This is a genomic window from Aeromonas sp. CU5, assembly GCF_002586745.1.
Classification (GTDB): Bacteria; Pseudomonadota; Gammaproteobacteria; order Enterobacterales; family Aeromonadaceae; genus Aeromonas; species Aeromonas sobria.
Genome location: NZ_CP023817.1, coordinates 1,211,452 through 1,230,003, shown reverse-complemented (window position 1 = coordinate 1,230,003; position 18,552 = coordinate 1,211,452). Strand labels below are relative to the sequence as shown.

At 54.6% G+C, this 18,552-nt stretch carries 19 protein-coding genes; 5 read left to right on the top strand and 14 right to left on the bottom strand.

Annotated features, from left to right (window positions below; genetic code table 11):
* Positions 1 to 8 precede the first annotated feature (8 nt).
* The 4 genes from CK911_RS05490 to CK911_RS05475 form a co-directional block, all read right to left on the bottom strand.
* Complete coding sequence (locus tag CK911_RS05490) at positions 9 to 869, bottom strand: PA4780 family RIO1-like protein kinase (RefSeq protein ID WP_042024013.1); 861 nt, start codon at positions 867 to 869, stop codon at positions 9 to 11.
* Positions 870 to 1,074: 205 nt separating this feature from the next.
* Positions 1,075 to 2,070: a lauroyl-Kdo(2)-lipid IV(A) myristoyltransferase gene (locus CK911_RS05485; protein ID WP_172953966.1), complete on the bottom strand. Its 996-nt coding sequence runs from the start codon at positions 2,068 to 2,070 to the stop codon at positions 1,075 to 1,077.
* 151 nt (positions 2,071 to 2,221) lie between these two features.
* Positions 2,222 to 3,211: a lauroyl-Kdo(2)-lipid IV(A) myristoyltransferase gene (gene lpxM / locus CK911_RS05480; protein ID WP_042024020.1), complete on the bottom strand. Its 990-nt coding sequence runs from the start codon at positions 3,209 to 3,211 to the stop codon at positions 2,222 to 2,224.
* A 254-nt stretch (positions 3,212 to 3,465) separates the two neighbouring features.
* On the bottom strand, positions 3,466 to 4,458 hold the full coding sequence (locus CK911_RS05475; RefSeq protein WP_042024024.1) for a TDT family transporter: 993 nt from the start codon (positions 4,456 to 4,458) through the stop codon (positions 3,466 to 3,468).
* Between the two features lie 102 nt (positions 4,459 to 4,560).
* Here CK911_RS05475 and CK911_RS05470 point away from each other — a divergent pair, with 102 nt between their 5' ends.
* Positions 4,561 to 5,466, top strand: a complete 906-nt coding sequence (locus CK911_RS05470) for a LysR substrate-binding domain-containing protein (RefSeq protein WP_098969258.1) — start codon at positions 4,561 to 4,563, stop codon at positions 5,464 to 5,466.
* Positions 5,467 to 5,568: 102 nt separating this feature from the next.
* Here the strand turns inward: CK911_RS05470 and nfo are convergent, their stop codons facing one another.
* The 6 genes from nfo to CK911_RS05440 form a co-directional block, all read right to left on the bottom strand.
* Positions 5,569 to 6,411 (bottom strand): deoxyribonuclease IV, encoded by an 843-nt coding sequence (nfo, locus tag CK911_RS05465; protein ID WP_098969257.1) that lies wholly within the window; start codon positions 6,409 to 6,411, stop codon positions 5,569 to 5,571.
* A gap of 125 nt (positions 6,412 to 6,536) precedes the next feature.
* Positions 6,537 to 6,764, bottom strand: a complete 228-nt coding sequence (locus CK911_RS05460) for a DUF3955 domain-containing protein (RefSeq protein WP_253860380.1) — start codon at positions 6,762 to 6,764, stop codon at positions 6,537 to 6,539.
* A 265-nt stretch (positions 6,765 to 7,029) separates the two neighbouring features.
* Positions 7,030 to 7,359 (bottom strand): YbaB/EbfC family nucleoid-associated protein, encoded by a 330-nt coding sequence (locus tag CK911_RS05455; RefSeq protein ID WP_033113565.1) that lies wholly within the window; start codon positions 7,357 to 7,359, stop codon positions 7,030 to 7,032.
* Positions 7,360 to 7,473: 114 nt separating this feature from the next.
* Positions 7,474 to 10,074 carry a DNA polymerase III subunit gamma/tau gene (gene dnaX, locus CK911_RS05450; RefSeq protein WP_098969255.1) on the bottom strand — a complete coding sequence of 867 codons (2,601 nt, stop codon included), beginning with the start codon at positions 10,072 to 10,074 and terminating at the stop codon, positions 7,474 to 7,476.
* 172 nt (positions 10,075 to 10,246) lie between these two features.
* The gene (apt, locus tag CK911_RS05445; RefSeq protein ID WP_042024033.1) at positions 10,247 to 10,792 is read right to left on the bottom strand and encodes an adenine phosphoribosyltransferase; all 546 of its coding nucleotides are present in this window, start codon (positions 10,790 to 10,792) and stop codon (positions 10,247 to 10,249) included.
* 133 nt (positions 10,793 to 10,925) lie between these two features.
* A complete protein-coding gene (locus CK911_RS05440) occupies positions 10,926 to 11,303 on the bottom strand; it encodes a YbaN family protein (RefSeq protein WP_098969254.1) in 378 nt (125 codons plus the stop codon).
* Positions 11,304 to 11,422: 119 nt separating this feature from the next.
* On the opposite strand from CK911_RS05440, the gene dusC reads away from it, so the two are divergent.
* From dusC to CK911_RS05425, 3 genes are all read left to right on the top strand, one after another.
* Positions 11,423 to 12,367, top strand: coding sequence for a tRNA dihydrouridine(16) synthase DusC (gene dusC / locus CK911_RS05435; protein ID WP_098969253.1), 945 nt, complete (start codon positions 11,423 to 11,425; stop codon positions 12,365 to 12,367).
* Between the two features lie 96 nt (positions 12,368 to 12,463).
* Positions 12,464 to 12,832: a conjugal transfer protein TraR gene (locus CK911_RS05430; protein WP_068978461.1), complete on the top strand. Its 369-nt coding sequence runs from the start codon at positions 12,464 to 12,466 to the stop codon at positions 12,830 to 12,832.
* 693 nt (positions 12,833 to 13,525) lie between these two features.
* A complete protein-coding gene (locus CK911_RS05425; protein ID WP_157774534.1) occupies positions 13,526 to 13,798 on the top strand; it encodes a hypothetical protein in 273 nt (90 codons plus the stop codon).
* A 404-nt stretch (positions 13,799 to 14,202) separates the two neighbouring features.
* Here the strand turns inward: CK911_RS05425 and CK911_RS05420 are convergent, their stop codons facing one another.
* Positions 14,203 to 14,730 (bottom strand): hypothetical protein, encoded by a 528-nt coding sequence (locus CK911_RS05420; protein ID WP_139244995.1) that lies wholly within the window; start codon positions 14,728 to 14,730, stop codon positions 14,203 to 14,205.
* 167 nt (positions 14,731 to 14,897) lie between these two features.
* A complete protein-coding gene (locus tag CK911_RS05415; RefSeq protein WP_042024048.1) occupies positions 14,898 to 15,368 on the bottom strand; it encodes a hypothetical protein in 471 nt (156 codons plus the stop codon).
* A 552-nt stretch (positions 15,369 to 15,920) separates the two neighbouring features.
* On the opposite strand from CK911_RS05415, the gene CK911_RS05410 reads away from it, so the two are divergent.
* Positions 15,921 to 16,931, top strand: a complete 1,011-nt coding sequence (locus CK911_RS05410) for an AraC family transcriptional regulator (protein WP_042024051.1) — start codon at positions 15,921 to 15,923, stop codon at positions 16,929 to 16,931.
* Here the strand turns inward: CK911_RS05410 and CK911_RS05405 are convergent.
* Both CK911_RS05405 and CK911_RS05400 read right to left on the bottom strand, forming a co-directional pair.
* The gene (locus CK911_RS05405; RefSeq protein WP_042024053.1) at positions 16,918 to 17,277 is read right to left on the bottom strand and encodes a hypothetical protein; all 360 of its coding nucleotides are present in this window, start codon (positions 17,275 to 17,277) and stop codon (positions 16,918 to 16,920) included. The genes CK911_RS05410 and CK911_RS05405 overlap by 14 nt on opposite strands.
* A gap of 52 nt (positions 17,278 to 17,329) precedes the next feature.
* A complete protein-coding gene (locus CK911_RS05400; protein ID WP_098969251.1) occupies positions 17,330 to 18,322 on the bottom strand; it encodes an AraC family transcriptional regulator in 993 nt (330 codons plus the stop codon).
* Between the last annotated feature and the right edge of the window lie 230 nt (positions 18,323 to 18,552).

Genomic DNA, 18,552 nt, shown 5'->3' with positions numbered 1-18,552 from the left:
AGAAGCTGTTAGTAGCTGTCTTCCTGTTCGGCGTTCATCCGGGCCTGACGGGCATAGGCCTCTTCTTCGGCGCTCTCGATTTCGTGCAGCACGGCATCGATATCGACCGCTTCGGTGCTCTCTTCAAACAGGCCGGTCAACTCGGTTTCAGGGGTGAGATTGCCATCTTCAAACAGCGCCCACATCTCCTTGGCGTAACGGGTCTTGAGCAGCTCGGGGGCATACATGCCGTAGTAGTTGCGCATGTTGTTGACATCCCGCTCCAGCATCGCCTTGGCCTGGTTGTTGGCGGCAGCATCCACTACCTGAGGCAGGTCGATGATGACGGGGCCATGCTCGTCCACCAGCACGTTGAACTCGGAGAGATCGCCGTGGATAAGGCCGGCGCAGAGCATCCGTACTACGTAGCGGATCACCTTGTGGTGATCGATAACCGCCTGCTCGGGGGAGAGCGCCACATCGTTGAGGCGCGGCGCAACATTGCCATCCTCATCGGTGATAAGCTCCATCAGCAGAACGCCGTCGAGGCAGACATAAGGCTGTGGCACCCGTACACCGGCCGCGGCCAGCTTGAACAGGGCATCAACCTCGGTGTTCTGCCACACCTCTTCATGCTGCTTGCGACCGTACTTGGAGCCCTTCTCCATGGCGCGGGCGCTACGGCTGTTGCGCACCTTGCGCCCCTCCTGATAGACCACCGCCTGTTTGAAGCTGCGCTTGGAGGCCTCTTTATAAACTTTGGCGCAGCGGATCGCATCGCCGCAGCGCACCACATAGACGTCGGCTTCTTTGCCGCTCATCAACCGGCTGACGACCTCATCGACCAGGCCGTCATCAACCAGAGGTTGGATTCGATTTGGAATTTTCATGGCCGCCCTTTTACCCTATTTCCGCTCCGGAAGATAGCTCCGCGCACGCTCACCTGCCTATCCCTTTCATATGACACCCTTTTATCCCCTGTTTGCCCTATTTTTGTCCACCCGCACGCCTAAAAAAACATCACATCGAGCTACCTGTGCCAACCCACCATCGTCCCGCGATCGATCACGTCACGATCAGCTTGCAGCCACTGGCTCACGGCTCAGGGGGAAGCCCCTGGCGGATCCGCTGGATCCCCTCTTCATAGAGACCGTTATCCCCGTGCGGATGCTCCAGCGTTTCGAAAATTTTCAAAAACCACATGTACTGCTCTGGATGGCGCGCAACCTGTCGCTCCACCATGCGGTTCATTTCATTGATATCAGCCAGCAGATCCGTGGTGGGATACGGGTCAAACGGCGGCTCTATCTCCAGCAGGTAACACCCCTCATCCTCGTCATAACTGGCAAAAATAGGCACGGCTTTGGCTCCGGTCAGCTTCACCAGTTTGGGCAAGGCAGGCAGGGTCGCTTTCGGACGCGTAAAAAATGGCACAAAGACGCTCGCCTCGCGACCATGATCCTGGTCCGGCAGGTAGAAAAAACTGGCGCCACGGCGGATCGCCTGGATCGCCGGCTTGATGCCGACACTGCGCTCGTACACCTTGCCGCCCTTGGCCCGTTCACGGTTGATGTACCAGTCAAACACCTGATCCTTCGGGCTCTTCATCATGGTGCACATCTCTATGCCCATCATGGAAAAATAGCGGCCTATCATATCAACCGCCCAGGTGTGAGGTACCACCAGAATCAGGGGACGACCCGCCTCCTGCTCTGCTTGTATATGCTCCCAACCGCTCACCTTGATGCGGCGGGTCAGACGCGCCTTGCTGCGCCAACTCAGCTCGCCAAAGCCCATAAAGGTCTTGAGACCGACCCTGATCGATTTGAGCAGCAATACCTGCCTATCAGCCGCATCCAGCTCGGGAAAACAGATCTTGAGATTGGTATCGATGATGTAGGCCTGCTTTTTCGAAAATCGCAGCACAGTCGGTGAGACCAGATCAGCAAAGCGATCCCTTAAGCGGGCTGGAGTGAACGCTAACAGGGACAAGAGGCCCAAGGCACACCAGCTGCCCCACCATTTGGGATGCAGCAGGCGGGTATGAAAGGAGGTATCAAATAGCGGATCGAATGCAGACATAACGGCCATCACGTCATCAAAAAACAAACGGATATTGTAATTATTCTGACATTTTTTTCTACCCTGAGGAGGCTGGCCGCTGACCTGCAAGGCACTGATCAGACTAGTTATCATAAGAAATGGCCCGCTGGGGGCCATGTCAGATAGCACAGTGCACGGATTAGCCCTGTGGTGGCAACCCCTGGCGGATCCGGCGGATACCCTCTTCGTAACGGCCATCCGACCCCTCTTGATCTTCACGGGTATCAAAGATCTTGAGGAACCACATGTACTGACCCGGATGGCGAGTCAGCTGTTGCTGCACCATGTCATTCATCCGGCAAGTGTCTGCCATCACATCATCGGTGGGATAGTTGTCAAACGGGGGATCAATCTCCAGCCGGTAGCAGTGATGCTCTTCATCGTAGCAAGCGAGCAATGGCACCGCCTTGACACCGCTGACCTGCACCAGACGGGGCAAGGCAGGCAAGGTTGCTTTTTGGCAATCAAAGAAGGGAGCAAAGATGCTCTTCTCGCGGCCATGGTCCTGATCAGGCAGGTAGAAGAAACTGCGGCCTCGACGGATGGTCTTGATCACCGCTTTGATCCCGGCGCTGCGCTCATAGACGCGGCAGCCATTTTTGGCCCGAGCCCGGTTGAGGTGCCAGTCAAATACCGGATTGCGTGCCCGCTTCATCATGGTGCACATAGGCACCCCGCGCTGGGTGAAGCAGTAACCGGCAGCATCCACCGGCCAGGTGTGGGGCACCACCAGGATCACCGGACGACCAGCTGCCCGCTCCACCTCGATGTGTTCCCAACCGCTCACCTGCATCCGGCTCATCAGATAACGCTGGCTACGCATGGTGAACTCGCCAAACCCCAGCAGACTCTTGAGGCCAACGCGGATCGAGGTCAACGCAATGGCATCCCGCTCCTCCGGACTCTTCTGTGGGAAGCAGATCTCCAGATTGGTTCTGGCGATGTAGACCTGCTTTTTCGAAAGGCGAAACACCAGCGGTGCCAGCATATCTGCCAGACGGTCACGCAACCGGACCGGCACAAACGCCAGCAACATCAGCACGCCGAGGGCCAGCCAGCTAAACCAGTAACGGGGATGTAAAAAGCGGGCTTCAAAGGAGGAGTCAAATACGGGGTCTTGGGCAGACATGATTCAGGATCGAGCGAAAAAAGTGGTGCTGTATTGTAGTCGTCCTGACAGGTAATACCAGTTAATTCCATGGCAAGCGACCCAACACCGGCGCCACATCAAGAAACCATAAAAAATGCCCCACACTGTGGGGCATTTTGCTCGTTACACAACCAGGGTGGTGGCTCTTTGTCCATCCATCATATGACTGGTCGCTTATCCCGTCGCTCTCTGAGCGCACTGCTTAACCATTTCCCGGTTTCACCATTTCAGATTTACCGGTGAGCACCCTGGCCTGCCATGCCGTTGTTCATTGCGCTGTCACGCTGCGGCAGAAAAAACATCAGGTAACGCAGTGCCACATAACCGACGATGACGGTAGCGACCCCCAGCTCGAAGTGGGCCAACAGTCTGATCTGCTCCACATAGTGGGCAGCTTGCTCGAAGCCTTCAACCAGATGGGCCACTTTGAACAGAGCGGTGGCACCAATCACCAGCGGGAAGGTAAAGGCGGCATAACCCGGTGAAAAGGGCAGACGCAGCAGTTTAATGAAAGCCAGATAGATAATACCGGTCATCAGCAGAGCGATCCCCAGCAGCACAGCCACCAGCAACAAGGAAGGGTCCAGACTGACGGTCAGGTAACCGGCCAGAGAGAGGCTGGCAGGGGCCGCCAGAATGGCGATGGTCGGTTTGGCGGCATCCGGCACTTCATGGCTGAAGATCAGGCGATAGAGCATCAGCGGCAACATCAGGCCGTAGCAGATGATCCCGAACCAGAGCAGACCGTTGGCCAGCGCGGCAAACTGACCACCCGGGAAGGCAACATCAGCCACTATGATCCCCACCGGCGGGACGAACCAGCTCGGCACCATGTGGTGGATTTCAAACTCTTTGGCGCGATGCCAGATAAAGGTGGCCAGAAACAGCAGGTGAACCGCCACGGCGAACAGCCAGAGAGCCTCGCCCGCTTGCGGTGCAATCATACCCAGCGCTTTTGAGACCACCATGGTGCCCATGGCATAGGTCGGCACTACACTGCCCACCACAGGGTGAGCAAGATCCTGCAACAGCAGGCGGGGGTGCAGCAAAAACTTGAAGGTCAGGATCACCAGCAGCACGGCCGCAACAGCGGCGCCCAGCAGTTGCATGCGGCCATCGAAGTGACCGGCATTCTCCCAACACCAACCGAGACTGGCGATGCCAAGGGCCAGACCCGCCATGGGAGTCGGGGCGGCAGCCAGTGATTTACGGGTTCTTGCGATCATGATGACACCTTTCTATTGATGACTATGGCGATAGGATAATGGCCCCTTATCGTTTACGATATCTAAATGAATTAAATCAATCATTCAGGAATACCAAACACCATGAAACTGACTCTGCAGCAGTTAAAAGTGTTCGCCACCATTGCCCGCTACGGCAACCTCGGTCTTGCTGCCAACGAGCTATTCCTGAGTAAAGGGGCCGTCTCCCAGTCGTTGCAGGAGCTGGAGCGCCAGCTCGCCACCCCGCTGTTTGACCGCATTCACCCCAGATTGCAGCTCAACAACGAAGGGCGGCTGCTACAGCCTGCAGCCGAAGAGCTGCTGACCCGGATCCAGGATATCGAGAACCTGTTTAGCCCCGATGCCGAGCCAAGTGGTCAACTGCGCCTGGGAGCCAGTCAGACCATTGGCAACTATCTGCTGCCGACTCTGCTCGCCAGCAGCAAGCAGGAGCTGGGGCTGCCCCCCAAGGTGACCATTACCAACACCCACCTGCTTTGCCATGCGTTGGCCAACTTCGAACTGGATTTGGCACTGATCGAAGGGGAAAACCACCACCCCGACCTCATCAGCGAGAACTGGCTGCAAGACGAGATGCTGGTGGTGGCCCAGCCCGGCCATCCCCTTGCCAATCAGGTGGCGATCCCCCTCTCTCGACTGGGGGGCGAAACCTGGGTACTGCGTGAACCACAATCGGGTAGCCGTGAGCAGTTTATCCAGCAGGTGCAGCCCGAGCTGCCCAACTGGCAGGCGGGGCTTGAGCTCAATACCCTGGAGGCGGTGATGCTGGCCGTGGAGAAGGGGCTGGGGATCTCCTTTATCTCCCGCCTTGCAGCCTCGGATCGCCTGGCAGATGGCCGGCTGGTCGCCCTGCCCCTCACCCGCCGTTTCCCGCGCCAGCTCTCCCTGATCTGGCACAAACAGAAGTATCACTCCGCCTCCCTGCGTCACTTTATTAACTTCTGCCGGGCTCAGGTGAACGATGCAGAGGTGATCAGCCCGGAGTAACGCCCGGCCAACTCGTCGATGGCAGAGCAGCACGCCAACGGCAGAAACGCAAAAAGCAGAGAGGGAGCCACGGCTCCCTCTCTTTGACTCGCTCGCTGGCTATCACTTCGCCAGGCTGCGCAACCAGCTGATCTCCTCGCCCCAGATGGCCTCGTCAATGGTCTCGAGGATCAACGGAATGCGATCGAAGCGATCATCATTCATGATGTGGTGGAATACCGCCTCCCCCAGATTGCCCTCCCGCAGGCTGTGGTGGCGATCGACCCGGCTACCGAAGGTGCACTTGGCGCCGTTGATATGCATCCCCTTGAGATACTGGAAACCCACCGTGCGGTCGAACTCGGCAAACACGGCGGCGCAGCTCTCGGCGGTGCGCAGATCGTAGCCAGCGGCAAAGGCGTGGCAGGTATCGAAACAGATCCCGACCCGGCTCTTGTCCTCCACCCCCTCGATGATGGTGGCGAGCTGCTCGAACGACCAGCCGAGGTTGGTCCCCTGCCCTGCGGTGTTCTCGATCACCGCCGTCACCCCTGCACTGCGCTCCAGCGCCCAGTTGATGGACTCGCTCACCAGCTTGAGGCTGGCCGCTTCGGGAATTTGCTTGAGATGGCTACCGGGGTGGAAGTTCAGATAGCAAAGCCCCAACTGCTCGCAGCGTTTCATCTCATCTAGAAACGCGTCACGGGATTTGGCCAGACCATCAGGGTCAGGATGGCCCAAATTGATCAGGTAACTGTCGTGGGGCAGGATCTGCTCTGGCAGAAAACCGGCCTTGTCACAGGCAGCCTTGAAGGCGCGGATGGTGGCATCCGACAAAGGGGCCGCCTGCCACTGACGCTGATTCTTGGTAAAGAGGGCAAACGCGTTGGCCCCGATGGCCTGGGCGCGGGCGATGGTATTCTCCACCCCGCCGGCCGCACTGACGTGGGCTCCGATATATTTCATACAATCTCCTCAATACGGCAAGCCGCCATTATGCCGATCCCGCCCGTCCACACCAAACCGGGATATCCGATAGCGGGTATCGACAAATAGCGGCGGTCTTCCCCGAGGCCCAGTGATTAATGGCGCTATTTGCCCGCCCTGTGGCGACAGCGACTCACAAGAGTGCGGATCAATCCCGGCAGCGCCAGCAAGACACCCACGGCCACACACAGAAAACCGATGGGGATCAGGGCAAAGGGTTCATGCAGCAGGCCGTTCTCATCCACCGTCGAGCCAATCAGCTCGAAGGCCACAAAACAGGCCAAGCCCATGGCAGCCAGCACGGCCCCGATACGCATCATCATTGTCATCATTATCGCGCACACCTTTGTTTCATCTTGAACGAGTCACCCATTCTCCACCCCGATGTGAAGAGAACATGAAGTGGACAGGTTTTTCCGGCAAGGTCGCCGGTATGTGAGGAAAAGCAGGCCAGTCAGACAGATAACGGGGCATAAATAAAAACGCAGCTGCATCGCCTGGGCGATAGCAACTGCGTTTTTTGTCTCTCTGCCATCCCTCTCAAGTTGGCCCGAACGGCCTGCACAAAGGGATCAAGAATGCGCGAAGAGAGGCGCCTTAGAACGGCATCTTGAAGCCCGGTGGCAACTGCATGCCGCCGGTCAATTCACCCATCTTGGTCTTGTTCTGCTCTTCCACACGACGTACGGCATCGTTACAAGCAGCGGCAACCAGATCTTCCAGCAGCTCCTTGTCATCTTCCATCAGCGAAGGATCGATCTCGATACGACGGACGCTGTGGCTACCGGTCATGGTGACCTTGACCATACCTGCGCCAGCTTCACCGGTCACTTCCATCTGCGCCAGTTGCTCTTGCGCCTTCTGCATGCGCTCTTGCATCTGTTGGGCCTGTTTCATCAGGTTTCCCATTCCACCTTTACCAAACATATGTCGTCTCTCGTCTTGAAATCCGGCATCCAGCGCCGGGCTGTGGGCTTGTCTGTCCTAGATGGGGACAGCCAAACTGCTTTTCAACCGGGAGCGAACTCCCGGCCACGGAATTTAGCGGTTGAGGGGCTCGATGCTCTCGTGATGAAGCACGGCACCAAACCGCTGAACTAAAAACTGTACGTTAGGATCCTGATCCAGATCCCGCGCTACCTGTTCGCGCACCCCAATATAGAGGCGGTGTTCGATCTCAAGGGGGGTCTCCTGATCTGGCACCACGCCGAGGGTCACCTCCACCTGCACCGGTTGCCCGAGTGCCGGGCCGATGATCTCCGCCAGATCGGCGCGCGCCTTGTCGCTCACCAGATGGCGTTGCTCCGGCTTGAGGGTCAGCAACACCTTATCCCCTTCCTGTTTCATCACCGAGTTGATGGCAAGCTGGCGCAGTCGCCCGCCAACCTGGGTATGGGCAATCAGCTCAGACCAGGCATCACCACAGTTGTTGAGCAGGGATGAGGGCATCAGACGGCTCACTTCACCCTCTTGCGGTTCCTCGTCGCTCTCAATCTCATCCCAGTCGATGGTCTCCAGCACCGGTTGAGAAGGGAGGCTCTCCACCACCGTGGCGCTCACCATAGCGGCTACCGGCACAGCAGCAACAGACTGCGGCGCTGACGCTGGCGCAACAACAGGAGCCACGGCGGCACGCTCACCGGGCCGATAGCTCGGCTGCCCCTCCAGATCCCAGGGGGGCAGATCGGTTGACTGGGCCGGAGCCGTGACCGGGGCGTGGCTCATGGCCGGAGCCTGCTCGACAAAGCCCTGATTGAGGTACTCTTCGTATTCCCCGTTGTCACCCTGTAGCTCATCACCGTCGCCATAGAGATCCTGCGGCGGCAGATCATCATAGTGACCCATCTCCGCCATCCCCTGCCCGACTGGTTGGCTGAACGGCGCAGGTTGTGGAGCGACGACCAGTGCGGCGGCGGGCGCTACAGGACGCGCTGGCGCAACCGGCACCGCGCGCGGCGCGGGCGCCACCGGGGCATCCTGACCACGCTGACGGCTACGCAGCATGTTTCGCTTGCCAAGCAGGCTCTGCATGCTCGATACCGCAGAAACGGCTTCAGCAGCGGCAACCAGCTCGGCTGTCGGCTCAACTGTCGGTTCGGCTATCGGTTCGAGCGCTGGCTCGAAGGAGGCGGTCAGCGGCTCGCTACGGGAATAGTCCGCATCGGCTGCAGCATGCGCGCCATCATCAGCGGGCAGCATGGCAGAGTGCGCTGACATATCAGGCTGCGCAGCAGAGAGGGTTGGCTCTGGTTGATATCCCATGCCCGCGGCTTCACGCAACAGCTCATCCTGCTGGCTGAACAGCTCGGCGGCTTGTACCGCCTCCTCGCTGTCGGCGGTGTTGCCGGTCTCCTCCGCAATAGCAGAACGGGCAGCATCAGTCGCAGACGTATTGGCAACTGGCGGGCGGGCTAACGGTGCGAGTACGGCGCCGCTGATCGGTGCCAGTGCGGTCGATTCAGCGGCCGGGCGCTTTCCCGGCAAGGAGGCTACCGGCATGGCACTGCTCGTCATGGACGGGGGCAGTGCGGTGAGGCTGGCCGGATGCAGGGCATCGCGCCTTGGCGAGAAGGCGAGCATCCGCAGGCAGGTCATCTCCAGCGCGGTACGGCCATCGGGGGCCCAGGGCAGATCTTTACGACCACCCAGCACAATCTGGTAGCAGAGCTGCACCTCTTCCGGGCTCATCACCTTGGCCAGTTGCAGCAGGGAATCGGCATCCGCCCCCTGCTCCTGCACACTGGCAGGCAGCAGCTGCGCCATAGCGATGCGATGGAGCAAGCCTTCCAGCTCGGCGTGGAGCTGATCAAAATCGGGGCCCAGGGTGGCAATCTCGGTGATCTTGGCCATGGTCGCGGGGGCATCCTGCCGCAAAATGGCTTCCAGCAACTGGTGCAGATGGCGGTGATCGAGCGTCCCCAGCATCGCCAGCACGCTCTCGAGGCGCACGCTGCCGTTGCCGTGGGCCAGCGCCTGATCGGTCAGGCTCAGGGCATCGCGCATACTGCCGTCGGCGGCTTTGGCCAGTGCCAGCAGGGCGCGCGGCTCGAAGGGCTGACCCTCCTGATCCAGCACCCATTCGAGCTGCTTGGCGATCTGGGTCTGATCCAGACTCTTCAGATGAAACTGCAGGCAGCGCGAGAGGATGGTAATGGGCAGCTTCTGTGGATCCGTGGTGGCCAGCAGAAACTTCACATAGGGGGGGGGCTCTTCCAGGGTTTTCAGCAGCGCGTTGAAGCTGTGGCGCGACAACATGTGCACTTCATCGATGAGGTAGACCTTGAAGCGGCCACGGGCCGGACGGTACTGCACGTTGTCGAGCAGCTCGCGGGTATCTTCCACCTTGGTGCGGGACGCCGCGTCAATCTCCAGCAGGTCGACAAAGTTGCCCTGATCGATCTCGCGGCAGGTATCGCAGACGCCGCACGGGTGGCTGCTGATCCCCTGCTCGCAGTTAAGGCTCTTGGCCAGAATGCGGGCGATGGTGGTTTTGCCGACCCCGCGGGTACCGCTCAGCAGATAGGCGTGATGCAGCCGTCCCTGATCCAGGGCGTTGGTCAAGGCGGTCAGCACATGGTGCTGGCCTACCACTTGTTCAAACGTATGGGGGCGCCATTTACGCGCCAGAACCTGATAGCTCATAAATCCATCATGCAGGGAAGACAGGGCATTGAGGCCGGATGCTAACACAAATGGCGAGCGGGCTGTATCGGCTATCGGTCAGGGTCGGAGGGATCGCTTGATTTTCAAACCGATGCCCGCAAGGGCACCGGTTCAACGCAGGCCCGATGCAGAGGATCGGGCCGAAGAGGCATTACTCGCCAGCCAATTCGACCAGTGAGAGCACCTTGATGCCTGCAGCGGTCAAACGAGCATCACCACCCAGAGACGGCAGGGAGATAATGAACGCAGCGTCAGCCACGTCACCACCGGCACGGCGGATCAGCTTGACGGTCGCATCGACGGTACCGCCGGTCGCCAGCAGATCGTCAACTACCAGCACCTTGTCACCGGGCACGATGGCATCGGTATGCAGTTGCAGGGTGTCGGTACCGTACTCGAGGGCATAGGACTCCTCGATCACTGCGCGCGGCAGCTTACCCGGTTTGCGTACCGGCACGAAGCCCAGTCCCATGGCGAAGGCGACTGGCGCACCGAAAATGAAGCCACGGGCCTCGGTGCCGACAATTTTGGTGATCCCTTGACCACGGTAATGCTCTGCCAGCAGATCGATGGTGGCTTTGAAAGCCTCTGCGTTCTCGATCAGGCTGGTGATGTCGCGAAACAAAATACCCGGCTTCGGATAGTCGGGAATGGTCTTGATGCTCGCTTCAATAAACTTCAGGGTTTCCGGATTCATGTGTTGACCGCTTATTTTTTTGACCCAGGGGTGGCCATTTTTCTCAATTCCCTTCTGCGGGAAATAAAAAAGCCTGTCACGCAAAAATGACAGGCCGACTCCATAGCATTATTGCTGCAATAGCTTAGGGACTTCACTTCTCCATTGCAACCGGCTCCAGCACCGGCAGACGCATTAACCAAGTGAGCAGGATCACCATTATGACCACCAGCAGCCCCTTGACCCACAGCAGGGGCACCACCGCCAGCGATACCGAAAATGTGAGCAGAATGAAGATAATGGCGCGTCGCCGGGCATGGCGACGAATGCCGCGATATTGCTGCCAATCGACAATGGGCGGGCCGAACCAGGGATGGGTCAGCAACCAGCGATGAAAACGCGGGGATGAGCGGGCAAACAGGGCGGCAGCCAGCAACATAAAGGGGGTGGTCGGCAGTAGCGGCAACACAATACCAACGATACCGGTGGCAAATGCCAACCACCCGAGAGCCATCAAAAACCAACGCTTCACTGCCGAACCTCGCTTTATGGGTCTTCACATAGCGTAACAGCATTTGGGTGATAGCTGACAGCGGGCATCAATCCCACTACAATCTGCGCTCTTTTTTACCCTTGTCTTCGGAAGCAGTTATGCGCGTAATTTTGGCCCCTATGCAGGGGGTGCTGGATCACCTGATGCGGGAGGTACTCACCTCCGTCAATGAGTACGATCTCTGCGTGAGCGAGTTTATTCGGGTGGTCGATCAGCTGCTGCCTGCCAAGGTGTTCTACCGCCTCTGCCCCGAGCTCAAGCAGGATGGCAAGACCCGTGCAGGCACCCCGGTACGGGTTCAACTGCTGGGTCAGCACCCCGAGTGGCTGGCCGAAAACGCCGTGCGCGCCATCGAGCTCGGCTCCCCCGGCGTCGATCTCAACTTCGGCTGCCCCGCCCCCACGGTCAATAAAAGCAAGGGCGGCGCCGTGCTGCTCAAAGAGCCCGAGACCATCTATCGCATCGTCAAGGCGGTGCGCGAGGCGGTGCCCGCCCACCTGCCGGTGAGCGCCAAAATCCGCCTCGGTTACGATGACAAGGAGCTCTATCTGGAAAACGCCCAGGCGGTCTTTCAGGGGGGCGCCAACGAGCTGGCCGTCCATGCCCGCACCAAGCGTGAAGGGTACAAGGCTCCTGCTCACTGGGAGTATGTAGACGCCATCCGCCGCGCCCTGCCCATTCCCGTCACCGCCAACGGCGAGATCTGGGATCATAAAGATGCCCTCGCCTGTGCCAGCGTCTCCGGCTGCGATGCCCTGATGGTCGGGCGTGGCGCTATCTCCCTGCCCAATTTGGCCAACGTGATGAAAACCGGCTGCGCGCACATGAGCTGGGCCGAAGTGCTGCAGCTGATGGTGAGCTACACCGAGCAGGATCTGGCCAGTGAGAAGGCTGACTACTACCCCAGCCGCATCAAACAGTGGTTCAGCTATCTCAAACGGGAATATCCCGAAGCGGATCTGTTATTTCAGGATCTGCGGATACTCAAAGAGACGGCGCCCATCCGTGATGCCCTGCTGCAAGCAGCCAAAAGCCATGGCTAACCACGTTTAACTTGACGCATATCATCCTGATAATCTTATCGCTTCCCTATACTGCCTCGCATCTGTGGTTTGTCTCTGGGGGATAATGTGTGTGAAATGACGCAAGCACAGTTGGCAGTCTGGCGTAATCGCCTGCTGTTCGACTGGGCACAAGTACGAGAAACGCTGATCGGTCAGCTCAAAGCCTCTCGCCATGACGATTGGGCAGAAAAAGTGGATCACTGCGAACCCGATCAGCTGGTTGAACTCACCAGTCGGCTGGATCTGCCCAAGGTCGAGTTGAGCGTGGTACGGCTCAAGCGGATCGACGCGGCACTCTGCCAGATGGATCTCGGCCTCTATGGCCTCTGCTCCGATTGTGAAGAGCAACTGGCCATCGAACAGCTGGAGCAGGATCCAACCCTGCAACGCTGCCCGCGCTGCGAAACCCGCTATCGCAAGGGATTCCACGCCCACGAACTCTAAAGAGCGCCATGCGCTGCTGCCAGCCTTCACCTAACCTGCTGCTCTAGCAAAAAAGCGCGTCCCCCTAACGCAGGCCCTGCCAAGGCTGTGGCCATTGCCTATGCATGGACATTGCTATCGTCAAAAAGGCCAGGTCGAGCCAGAGTAGACCTGTCCACCCGCAGTGACTGATTAGGCTGCCACGACATACTGGTTACATGATGCAATAACGCAGCCCCAAGTCTCACGAAACTTGGGGCTGCGTGTTATGCGAGCAGAGAACGACACGGGTAATTAGAAGCGAGTAATTAATTGCATGTTTAACGGTGGATTCAACTCAGCCAACGGCTATATCTGCAGGCATGTCTTGAGCAAAAAACACGTTCGGCAATACGCTTGGTCAACAACTTGAGCAAATTACTTTCGCCGAGTATATCTTTCAGGGCGGAAGTCGCCCTTGAGCTACGGGTCGATGAGATTGTCTGATATTGGTATCATGCTATTGTGAATTAAGATAATAAATGCAAAAAAAATACCACAAGAGTAGTGTTCATGCACGTTAAAAACGTCATCATGCCTTTTATTAAAAAGGCCTCTCCACTAAATCACTATCTTAGCGATAACTGTTAAATTTTCACTTACTTGCCCTTACACCATAAACATGACTATAATCATTTTTATAACTATTTAAAACAAATCAACTTTATGAGGTATATGATGAAAGCTATCGCGATTGCATCCATTTTTTTCGCAATGACAGCCCATGCTGGTGTTATTAACCCTGATTGTAACGCAGAAAAGGTAGTCAAAGGGGCGGCGATGAATGCGACTATCGGTGTTAATGGTCGATGCTCCACATCTGAAGCTATCAAGGATACCGTCACTGACGGTACTAAAATAGATGAGAAGGTAAAAAATGTTAATGATAAAAAAGAGGATGTTTTGTCAAAAGACAAAAAAGATATGCTGAAAAAAGAAGATAAGTAACGAGGACTTGATGTGGCTATCGATACGTTCGACAGCCGCATCATGTTTTACAATAAATTCATTACGTTGAAATATAGCCCATTCCCAAAGGTACCGGCGGACATCTTGCCCCCGATTAATGATATTAGATGAACATCGTAGTGAACCAACGTCATGCCATAAACAGAATGGCAATTTATAGCACCAATGACGAAAAATATATCTCAATAATACTCTCCTGGTATATAAAATTTCCTTTTAGAAAGTTTTTAACAAGAAAAAAACCAACACTTCCCTATCGGAAAACATCTAACACTGGCCATCACAGATCTTGTTGTGAATACAAAAAATCAGCGACTGATAAAAAGAAGCCGGACAGGATGAAACCTTGTCCGGCTTTTTATTAACAATATCTTGATAGAGATTTAAGGGAAAACGCCACCCAACTCAGCAGTAATCACCGCACTGACCTGAATACGCTCACCTGGGGCAATATCGGTAATGACTTGATCATTGGAGACATTGACAGCCAGTGCATAGTCTTCCTTCAGCGTGGAGCCAATTTCCAATGGCTGACCATCAGCAACAAACTTCATATTGGCACCGCTCATATCGGTAGTAGAAGCATCAACCGCGTAGGAAGCCAGCCCCCACTTCACGTTGCCGGAAATAGGATCACCAATGACAGGAGCCGCAGCAACACCAGTATTGTCATGGGCTTCAACATTGATCGCTGTTGAAGTAAAAGTACCATCGGTTTTAACGTTCAAAAAACCGGCACGGATGGGGCCACCCAAATCGCCGGTAATAACGATATCATCGCTGGCTACGGAAAAAGGAACCAGCCCTTTCCAGGTCAGGGTCTCGGCAGCTTGAGTCGCAGGCAGTGCGGCGTGGGCACCGGCAGACATAGCCAGCAGCAGAGATGACATTACAATTGTTCTTTTCTTCATTTCTCTTCCTCTGTTTACTCATATGTAGCAACGCTACATATGATACAAATATTCCTGTCTACATCTTGATTAATCACGCACAACTAATGACATTCCGCGTAACGGCCACTGCATATATAACACGGTATTTTCTAAAAAAAATAAATAAAACCCACGATATGCCTAAATTAATGTGTTGCTACGCTTTTATAGAAAATTATGCTTTTAGCATCAAATACTCGCTTCTCAATATTCAGGGCCGTCACCCCCAATAACCATGCGATATCTCGAATACTCATGCCAAAAACAATTTGCAATACCAGCGGTTCTCTCAGGTAAAGGGGTAATTGAATGATCTCATCCCTCACTTTTTCAATCAGATGATTGACTGGTGTATTCAGATCACTCTCCGTGAAATAACCATCCCCTCTTCTCTCTGCATTAACCCCCTCATCAAGCTGAAGATGAAGGCAATATTCCCTCAGCATTTTTACCAACCAGACAAGGGGCATCTGATGCCGAGTATGTGACAACATCATTCTGGCTCGATCCTGAACCAGAAAAACCATACTTTCTGACAAGTCTTGGCTCTGAGTCATAAAATAGGCATATCGATATAATGCAGCACCAACAGAATTTAATGCCGGCTTATCGTTCATCACTCCTCCAGACAAACATCTACAATGAGCCTTCTCCCGAATGGTCAAACGAAAGCGATCCACTTCATTTTAAAAAAGCCGAATGCTACAGCGTAACATTCGGCAATCACCCACTGCTATGGGATCTACTGATACACAGGACTCATGCGTTTACATTCAAGAGCAAATTACTACAAGCAATAATGAAAAATAAATCAACATACTGCACATACCTGTTGATTCAGACACATGGTAATTTATTTCGCCCCAGTAAAATTGACCTCACGCGAAAACAAATGGACAAATTGCGCAAAAATGCATTTCTATCACATAATCTAAAGTAAATTAAAATTTTCACCCTGCAATAATTGCATTATCATCAGTCATTGATTAGATTTCGTCATTTTCACCAAGAGCGCCTTGGCAGCTGATAGAAATCTCTTCCGTGTTGAGTTCACCTTGTATCCATGTCAACTTGCTCATATGCAGGACGCTCGCCGACGGATGGCGTGAGAGAAATTTCTCACATAAGATCACAACGCCTGCTCAAACAACAAGGATGATCCCGTGTCAATGTACATAGTTCGCAGTACCATTCTCTTTGGCTACGAGACGCTGATGAGATCCCTCAATGGCAACCCACAGCACGCCCTGCAGGCTCAAGGGATGAGCTCCGCACAGATCCGTGATGGTAACGGCTACTTGTCCCACGAGAGCGTATGTCAGCTGCTTGAATACAGTGCCGAGGTAACGAACGAGGCTGCATTTGGCTTTAAACTGGCAAAAGAAAAATCCCCCAATGAACTGGGCGCGCTGGAACTGGCCATCTTTTTACAACCCACGGTCAGGGATGCTATCGAATTTATAAAAGCCAATTTTTATCTCCATGCCAATGGCACCTTTTTTATCGCCAGTGAACAGGATGGCCGTCAACAACTCTCCCTCACCCACCAATTCAATAAAGAGGGGACATATAAGCAGATTTGTCAGCTGGCGACGCAACGGATCCATGACCTGATCGCAGCGAAACTGTCTGGTGATGCCAACAAAGTGACCATGCATTTGACCCAATCAGCGCCCAATGAGGCGTATGCGGCCATGAAGCACATCAAATTCAATGCCGAATTCAATGGTGTTTCCTTCCCTCTTGCCTGGCTTAATGCCGAGTTCAAATTCGAGCGGCAACATGTGCTCAAATTTATCGACGCACAGCTAAATGGCTTGAAACAGGCATACCCGGATAATCTGATCACGATTACCTCTCATCTCATCAGCGAGCTGTTACCCAGTGGCGAGTGCAGCGTCGAACGCATCGCCAAGATCCTCGATATGCACCCACGGGTATTGCAGCTCAAGCTCAAAGAGCTGAACACCAGCTATAACGCCATTCTGAAAGAGAGCCGTCTGCAACTGGCCTTGAACTATCTCAAGGAACAAAACACCAGCATGACGGATATGGCCTTGCGCCTTGGCTATTCTGATGTATCGACCTTTAGTCGTAATTTCAAAGAGTGGACCGGATTCTCCCCCACCCAATGGAAGAAATCTGAAAACAGTCAGGATGGCAATATCAGTAGCTATTAATCCGACACCCAAGATCCCGCCAACGGGATGAGAGCAGATCGGCCCAGGTGATCATCTGGCTGGGCCGAATCGCCCCCTGCTCTGTATAATTTTTAAGCAATATCGGGAAATTACGGCCATCCATACGGTAGGGGGCAATATACAAGACTCGTACCCGATACTTGTACCCCCCCTGGATCGGGATCTTCTGCTCTTCTGTCTTGAAAATATGGTGATGCTTGCGGATACGCGCGAAGTCATCAGTGATCCGTTTGGCCTCTACATTGAACAACGGAGCCAGCTCCCGGGCACTCATAAATGCCTGTTGTTCATATAACCATTGAGCAACCCTGAGGTATCTTGGCATGACTTACACACTCATCTCACACTGCATATTTGTCGAATATTCGCGGCGCTGTTTACCATGACTCCTGTTGCTCTTTTTGCCACTGCAAGGGGGAAACACCAGTCCAGCTTTTGAATTTTCGACTAAAGGTCGACACATCCGAGAACCCCAGCTCAAAGGCCACATCGGTTACTCGCATATGCTTTCTTCGCAACAATTGATAGGCCAGCGCGACCCGACACTCCTGCAAGATCAGGCTGTACGATCGCCCCTCCTCCTGCAATTTCAGTTGCAGTGAACGTACCCCGCAGCCCAACACACTCGCGACTCTGGTCATGGTACATTGCCCTTCTCGCAACAGGCGGTGAACCACAGATGAAACCTGTTCGGAATAAGAGTGCGGAAAATTGCTGGTCAACTCATCCATGTATTTATCGACAAATTGCAGCATCTGCTCTCGCCCTGCCGATAAAGAGGCTGTTAGCCACGCGGCAGGAAAACTGACCCCGTCAAAATCCGCTGAAAAACAGACATGGTTGTAATGCCGTTCATGAACTGGCGGTCTGGGTTGGCGCAGATGGATCTTCATGGCGCCAATATTATCTACCTGAACCGAGGTCAGATAGTTATAGAGATGCTGGCAGGATGATTGTCGCAATTGAGTCAATGGATTTTCACCACCAAACTCATATTCGATCCCCACCTGAACCCGGTCGTTCACCTGTGTCACGGTCAGGACCTGACCATAGGCAAACAGATAAACATGGGACAGCAGATAATCGAGCGCCTGCTTGACGTTTTCTTGCAAACGAAACCCCAGCGACAGCGGCCCCAGCAATTCCGGGCCATGACGACCGGCTAACTTCAGGCCAAATAGCGCCTTGTTCAAGGTCTTTGCAGTTGCCTCCAGCAAATCTCCATAACGGGGATATGAAATAAATCCTGCGGGATCGGAAATATTGATTGGTTGTAGTCCAACCTGGACAAATATTTTTTCAGAATGTCCGCCAAGTTCATGGACAAGTTGCTCATATCCTGTCAAAGCCACATTGCTTACTAAGTACATAGTCAAGTTCACTCACTAACCAAATATTAAATATCGCACTCTTTTTGTGCAAAAAACCGACCCATTCTGAAAGTTTAATCGGATAGCTCATTTTTAATCATACAAGTTAATTTAACCAGTGACCTGTTTGGTCACGAATAAAAACCAATCATTCACGAACATTAACAATGTAAATTGTTAGAAGCCCAGATACTCCAAACGCATCAACACCCTATCTTACAAATAAATAA